The organism is Candidatus Methylomirabilota bacterium (genome assembly GCA_035260325.1).
Lineage (GTDB): Bacteria > Methylomirabilota > Methylomirabilia > Rokubacteriales > CSP1-6 > AR19.
Genome location: DATFVL010000063.1, coordinates 1 through 6,708 on the forward strand (window position 1 = coordinate 1; position 6,708 = coordinate 6,708).

At 76.1% G+C, this 6,708-nt stretch carries 7 protein-coding genes; all 7 read right to left on the minus strand.

Going from position 1 to position 6,708, the window contains the following annotated elements; genetic code table 11:
• Nucleotides 1-873 (minus strand): glycosyltransferase family 39 protein (locus tag VKG64_04695; protein ID HKB24334.1); only part of this gene is annotated, 873 nt, incomplete at its 3' end.
• On the minus strand, nt 870-1,988 hold the full coding sequence (locus VKG64_04700) for a glycosyltransferase family 4 protein (protein HKB24335.1): 1,119 nt from the start codon (nt 1,986-1,988) through the stop codon (nt 870-872). The genes VKG64_04695 and VKG64_04700, both read right to left, overlap by 4 nt.
• Nucleotides 1,985-3,709 carry a glycosyltransferase family 39 protein gene (locus VKG64_04705; GenBank protein HKB24336.1) on the minus strand — a complete coding sequence of 575 codons (1,725 nt, stop codon included), beginning with the start codon at nt 3,707-3,709 and terminating at the stop codon, nt 1,985-1,987. The genes VKG64_04700 and VKG64_04705 overlap by 4 nt, the downstream gene beginning before the upstream one ends.
• Nucleotides 3,706-4,647: a glycosyltransferase family 2 protein gene (locus VKG64_04710; protein ID HKB24337.1), complete on the minus strand. Its 942-nt coding sequence runs from the start codon at nt 4,645-4,647 to the stop codon at nt 3,706-3,708. Before VKG64_04710 ends, VKG64_04705 begins: the two co-directional genes overlap by 4 nt.
• 16 nt (nt 4,648-4,663) lie before the next feature.
• The gene (locus VKG64_04715; GenBank protein HKB24338.1) at nt 4,664-5,326 is read right to left on the minus strand and encodes a glycosyltransferase family A protein; all 663 of its coding nucleotides are present in this window, start codon (nt 5,324-5,326) and stop codon (nt 4,664-4,666) included.
• A complete protein-coding gene (locus VKG64_04720) occupies nt 5,323-6,222 on the minus strand; it encodes a glycosyltransferase family 2 protein (protein HKB24339.1) in 900 nt (299 codons plus the stop codon). The genes VKG64_04715 and VKG64_04720 overlap by 4 nt, the downstream gene beginning before the upstream one ends.
• A partial coding sequence (locus tag VKG64_04725; protein ID HKB24340.1) for a hypothetical protein occupies nt 6,219-6,708 on the minus strand: 490 nt, incomplete at its 5' end. The genes VKG64_04725 and VKG64_04720, both read right to left, overlap by 4 nt.

Below are 6,708 nucleotides of genomic sequence, written 5' to 3' on the forward strand. Positions count from 1 at the left end.
CGCGAGCAGGACGCCGTCCTGCGCGAGCCACCCGCGGCGCCGCGCGCGCGCGACGACGCCGGGCACGAGGAGGAAGGCGACGACGCCCGGCAGGAGCTCGGGCAGCGCGTACTTCTGGAAGAGGTACGCGTTCTCGAGCACACGCCACGGGAGCGGACTCGGCGCGCCGGCGGTCCCCTGCACGAGGGACAGGTTGTGGGCGAGCTTCCCGCTGAGCGTCCACCGCCCCTGCACGCCCCTGAGATAAACGAGGTACGGCGCCGCGACGAGGATCCACGCGAGGACCGCTCCCCCGCCCCACGCGAGGCGCCGGCGGCGCCGGTCGCGGAGCGTCGCGAGGAGGACCGCGGCGACGAGGCCCAGGAGGTACGCCGCGCCCTCGGGGCGCGCGAGGTACGCGAGCCCGAAGAGGAACCCCGCCGCGACGAGCCAGGCCTCGGCGCCCGCGCCGAGCGCGCGCCAGGCCGCCCAGACGCCGCCGACGAGCAGGAGCGCGTAGAGCGCCTCGGGCATGGCGGCCGTTCCCGCGCGGACGAGCGCCGGGTGCACGGCGACGAGGATCGCGGCGAGGCGCGCCGCGTCCTCGCCGAGCAGCGCCCTCGTCAGCGCCCACGCCGCGAGGACGAGCAGCGCGCCGGCGAGCGCCGAGACGAGCCGCGCCGCCAGCTCCCAGTCGCCCGCGAGCGGCGCGACGACCGCGAACGCCGCCGGATAGAGCGGGTGGAACAGCGGGTCGAAGGCCGAGCCCCCGTCCGCGAGCCGGCGGGCGAGGGTCACGTAGCTCACGCCGTCCGCGTCGATCACCGGCAGCGCCCGGAGCACCCAGAGGCGGAGCGCGAGCGCGACGACCGCGAGCGCGAGCGCGGCGCTCACGCGCCGCCCCGCGCGAGGGCGCCGTAGAGCGCGCGGGTCGCCCGGGCGCTCTCCGCCCACGACCACGCCGAGCCCGCCAGCGAGGCGGCCGCGGCCGCCATACGGCCGGCGTCCGCCGGGTCCGCGAGGACGTCGCCGAGCGCCGCGGCGAGCGCCCCGTCGTCCCCCGCGGGGACGAGGCGACCCGTCACGCCGTCGGTCAGGAACTCGCTGAAGCAGCCGACGGCTGTCGCCACGACGGGCGTGAACATCCGGCAGGCGAGCCGGAGCGAGGCGCTGTCCGTGATGCCGCTGTAGTTGAAGACGGCGACGTCCGCGGCGGCGAAGTAGCCGGGCACCTCGTCGCCCGGCACGTAGCCCGGCCGGAACACGACAACGCCCTCCACGCCCGCGCGCCGGATGGCCGCGCGGTACTCGCCCTCGCTCCCCGCGAGGAGCGGCCCCGCGATCACGAGGCGCGCGCCGGGATGACGGCGGCGCAGCGCCGGCAGAGCCGCGATGACGCCGGCGAGCCCCTTGTAGGGACGGATCGCGCCGAAGGCGAGCACGACGGGCGCGTCCGCGGGCAGCCCGAGCCGCGCGCGCGCCTCGCCACGGTCCGCGGCCTCGGCGGCGGCGAACACGGACCAGTCGCCCATCCGGATCAGCTCGACCCGCGCGCGCGGGCCGAGCCGCCGGCGCGCCTCGCGGAGCGCCTCCTCCGTGTGGACGACGACGGCGTCCGCCGTCGCGAGACATCGCCAGAGCGTCCAGTCGTCCCAGTGGATCCGCTCGTGGCTGCGGAGGTTGTGGACCGTCATCACCATCGGCACGCGGCGCCGCACGCGCGGCCAGAGGAGCGCGTCGAACCGCGTCGAGAGGAGGCTCTGCACGTGCACGACGTGATGGCCGCCGCGCCGCAAGCGCTCGCAGAGCGCGCGGGCGTTGCCGAGGAAGCCGGCGCCCGCCGAGAAGCAGCGCTCGACGGCGAAGCCGCGCGGCCGTCGCTCGAGCTCGTAGTCGGCGTTGGTGAGGAGCGACACGTCGGCGCCCGCGCCGGCGAGCGCGTCGCAGAGGCTCCACGCGTAGTGGGCGATGCCGCCCCAGCCGCCGGTCTCGACCATCGCGATCTTCACGGGAGCCGGTAGATCCTGAGCCCGGGCCCGGGCAGCGACACGCCGCCGAAGCCCGCGACGGGCAGGAAGATGGCGTCGTGCATCTCGAACACCGGCCGGGCGCCGGGCTGGATCGGGAGGACCTCCCAGAGCGGCGTCGCGTCGCGCGCGAGCGCCCGGCGGTCGTCGGGCTCCACGTGAGCGAATCGGTCGAGCGGATGCTCGGGAACCACGACGTACACCGGGGCGCCGGGCGCGGCACGCACCTCGGCGAGCCGCCGCGCTTCGACGAGCGTGTAGTTCGGGACGGGCGGGAAACCGGGCGCCGCCAGCATCTCGCGCGCCGTGCGCCACTGGGCGCGGCGGTCGCGCTCGCCCAGCATGCTCGGGCGGTCGCCATGGGCGAGGAGGCCCGCCCACATGGCGGGCGACAGCGGCACCTGGGGCCGCGAGAACTCGTACCCGGTGCCGAGCCACACGAGCGTCGCCCCCGACGGCGCGTGCGCCATGATCCACTCGCGCGCGAGCCGGCGCGTGTCCGCGCGCCCGAGGAGCCTCACCTGGCCGAGCGTGTACCAGGCCGGCAGCGCCACGAGCGCGGCGAGCGCGACGGCGAGCGCGGCGCGCCCGGGCAGGCGCCGCGCGGCCGCGCGCACGGGCGGCGCCGTCGCGAGCGTCCCCACCAGCGCGGCGAGCGGCGCGACGAGCGGCAGGAGGTAGCGCGCGAAGGCAAGCCGCCCTGAGCTCATCGTCCCGAAGTACACGGCGCACGCCAGCAGGAGCCCGAGCGCGACGCGGTCGCGGCGCCACGCGACGACGGCGACCGCGACGAGGAGCGCCGCGTAGAACGGCGCGCCGAAGCCGTACCACCCCGAGAACGCGAGGTGGTAGAGCCACGCGGGGCCGCCGGTGTCGCCCGGCCAGCCCTCGACGCGCTGCCGCCCAAGGGCGCCGAGATCCGCCGCCGCGACCCGCCAGTCGAGGAGCACGAACGGCGAGGTGAGCGCGAACGCCGCCCCGGTCGCCAGCACGCCCGAGCCCAGCCAGCGGAGACGCGTGACGAGCGGCACGGCGGCGGCGCGGGCGCCTCCCGGGAGCAGGGCCGCGACCGGCAGGCTCGCGGCGAAGAGCGCCGCGGGATACTTCGTGGACGCCGCGAGGCCGACGCACGCGCCGGCGAGGACGAAGTCGCGCGCGCGCGCCCCGCGCGCCGCGCGGACGGCGAAGAAGAGCGCCGCCGCGACGAGCGCGGTCATGGTCACGTCGGTGTTGCCGAAATGCGAGCTCCGCACGTGGAGCGGGTTCACCGCCACGAGCAGCGCCGCGACGAGCCCCGCGCCGCGCCCGCCGAGCTCGCGGCCGAGGCGGTAGGCGAGGAGGATCGTGAGCGTGCCGGCCGTCGCGGAGATCGCGCGCGTCGCCAGATGGAAGGGCGACGGGTCGAGGAAGAACTGGAGCTTGAAGGCGAAGAGCGTCGGGAAGTCGCCCGTGAGGCGGCCCAGGGCGTACAGGAGACCGACCGCCGCGGCCGAGAGATAGAAGAACAGCGTCGGATAGCCGAACCAGTGCGGGTCGAGATCGCCGTAGCCCATGCCGAGGGCGATCGAGACGAACTTCGTCTCGTCGGGGTGCGCCAGCGTGTGGGGCAGCCCCCAGCCGAGCCCCCAGAAGCGCGCGGCGCCGCCGAGCGCGACGAGCAGGACCAGCGGGAGACGGTGGAGCCGGCGGCCCGCGGCCGTCATGCGCGGGTCGCGGCGGGCGCGCCGAGGCCGCGGAGCAGCCGCGCGCACGCGCCCTCTTTGGCGACGAGCAGCGCCGCGCGCCGGCGGTCGAGCGGCGGATACTTGAGCGGCAGCGCCGCCATCCGGCCGAGCGTGCTGAGCGCGACGGCGGCCCGGAGCGCGGCCGCCGCGGCCGGGCCGTGGTGCTTGGCGAAGTAACGGACGTAGCTCAGGTAGTAGGCCACCTGCCGCACCGAGGTCTGGACGGTGCTGGCGCCGTGGTGGTGCACGGCACGCGCGGCCGGGCAGAAGCCGACGCGGAGGCCGGCGTCGCGGAGGCGCCGGCAGAGGTCGATCTCCTCGAAGTACATCCTGAACGCCGGGTCGAAGCCGCCGATGCGCCGGAACGCGTCGCCGCGAATCAGCAGGACCGCGCCCGACACCGTGTCCACCGTGGCCTCGCGCGCGAGGTCGAGGTCCTCGCAGTAGAAGCGCCGCTGCCAGCGGTTGCGCGGCGCGAGCGAGTGGACGCCGAAGAGCTCGCCGAGCGCGACCCCGAGCGTGGGGAAGCGCTTGCAGGAGGCCTGCGGCGCGCCGCCTGGATAGACGAGGGCCGGCCCCGCGAGACCGTGGTCCGGATGCGTCTCGAGGAACCGGCGCAGCGTCGGGAGGCAGCCCGGCTCGAGGATCACGTCCGCGTTCATCGCGCAGAGGTACGCGGCCGGCCGGGCCGCCGCGGCGCGGTTGATGGCGGCGCCGTAGCCAGGGTTGTCCGGGTTCACGAGGACGGCCACGTCGGAGAAGGCGGCGCGCACGGCCTCGGGCGTGCCGTCGGCGGAGCCGTTGTCGACGGCGACGACGGCCGTGTGGGGCCCGGCGGCGGCCCGGGCGGCCGCGAGCGCCGCGAGCGCGAGGTCGCGCGTGTCGTAGCTCACGACGACGATCGTCGTGTCGGTCATCCGCGGTCGCCGGGCCTCACGCGCGTGGCCGGCGGAGCAGGCTCTCGAGGAGGAGCAGCGGCGCCCGGCGCTGCCAGGGCAGCTGCCGGACCGACGCGGCGAACCGCCGCCGCGCCTCCGTCCAGTCGCCGCGCGCGCGGGCCTCGAGGCCGAACCAGTTGCGCGTGTCGGCGACGATCCGCGCCCCGGCATGCCGAGCGCCCCCAGCGCGTCGGGGCGGCGCCGGACGAGCCCGTCGAGCACGCAGAAGCGGCTCCGGTCCGAGACGGCGCGCGCGATATCCGAAGCGCTCCGAGGTGGTCGTCACGACCCCGGCTCTCGTGTCCTCGATGCGGACGTCGCAGTAGGTCCAGCCGGCGCGGGGCTCGCGCGCGAGGACCGCCGTCTGCTCGGCGAGCTTCGTCGGCGCCAGCACGTCGTCGGCGTCGAGGAAGGCGACGTACTCGCCGCGGCTCGCCGCGACGCCCGCGTTGCGCGCCGCCGACGGCCCGCGGTTCGGCTGCCTCACGACGCGCACCCGCCCCGCGTACTTCGCGAGGACCGCTGGCGTGTCGTCGGTCGAGCCGTCGTCCACGACCACGACCTCGACGCCGGGGAGCGTCTGCGCGAGCGCGCTCTCGAGCGCGTCCGGGAGGTAGCGGGCGTGGTTGAACGTGACGATGGCGACGCTCGCGCTCACGGCGCCCCGCCCGCGCCCCGCGGCGGCCGCCGGCGCCGCCCGAGGAGCCGGCCGAGGCCGTGGCGGGCGAGCGCCAGGCCGAGGCGCGGGAGCGAGCGGAGGCGGCGCGTCTCGCGGTCCCACCGGTCGCCGTAGCCGAACGCCTCCCAGGTCTTCGCCTCGACCTCGAACCGGTAGAAGGCGAAGAGCACGCTCAGGACGAGGCCGGCCAGGCCGTCCTTGTAGCCGGCGGCCGTGAAGAACCGGAACCGGAACGCCGAGAGCGGTACCCACAGCATCGCGAGCGGGCCCGGGAAGGCAGCGCCGTCCCTCACCCGCTGCCGCGCCTCCTTCTCGGCGTACTCGTCCCACTTCCGCACGAGCTCGCCCATGCTCAGGTAACGCTCGTGCACGATCCACGCGCCGTCCTCGACGGGGAGCCTGACGGTGCGGCCGGCGAGCTTCGGGTGGCTGTGCAGACGGTCCGGGTAGAGGCCGGCGCCGCGGCGGAAGCAGCGGAGCTGCCGGTCGGGAAAGCCGCCGACGTGCGGGACCGGCAGGCCGAAGGAGTGGTTCAGCCGCGGGATCCAGATTCCCGCGGCGCCCGGGTCCGCGCCGACCTGCGCCCGGAGGCGCGCGGCGAGCTTCGGGGGAATCGTCTCGTCGGCGTCCACGACCAGGATCCACTCGCCCGTCGCGAGCGCGATGCCGCGGTTCCGCGCGAACTCCATGTGGGGGATCCACTCGTGCGGCACGATGCGCGTCGCGAGCCCCTCGGCGCGCTCGCGCGTCCGGTCGCGGCTCTCCATGTCGACGAGGATCCGCTCGTCGCACCAGCGGAGCGACTCGAGGCATCTCCGGATGAGCGCCTCCTCGTCGCGCGCCACGACGACGGCGGAGAACGTGGGAGGGTTCACGGCGCCTCGTGTCCTCCCCGGAGCCGTCGGATCCGGTCCCGAATCGCGCGCGCCGTCTGCCCGGGGAGCGCGCGGAGCGACGCCAGCAGCGAGAGGTTCCTCGGATCCGACAGCTCGGACACCAGCCGGCACTTCTCGGTGTAGAGCTTCGGGTGGACGACCGACAGTCGGCGCCGGTCCGTCGTCAGCCACTTCCGCTTCAGCGCGGCGTGCCGGTCGAGCTGCTCTCGCCGGCAGAAGAAGAGGACGTTCTGCGCGTACCACCACTCGACCTCGGTGGTCTCCCACAGCTCGTCCCGGAGCGCGTCGATCGGGACGAACCCGCGCTGCTCGAATCGTTCGACCCAGTACGGCGGCCACTGCTCGTTCACGTGGCGGAAGCCGCCCTGGCCCGGCACGGCCGCGGAGAAGAGCACGACCGGCCCGAGCTCCGTCACCGACCCCACGAAGGCGTCGGCGGCCTCCGGCGGCAGGTGCTCGGCGACC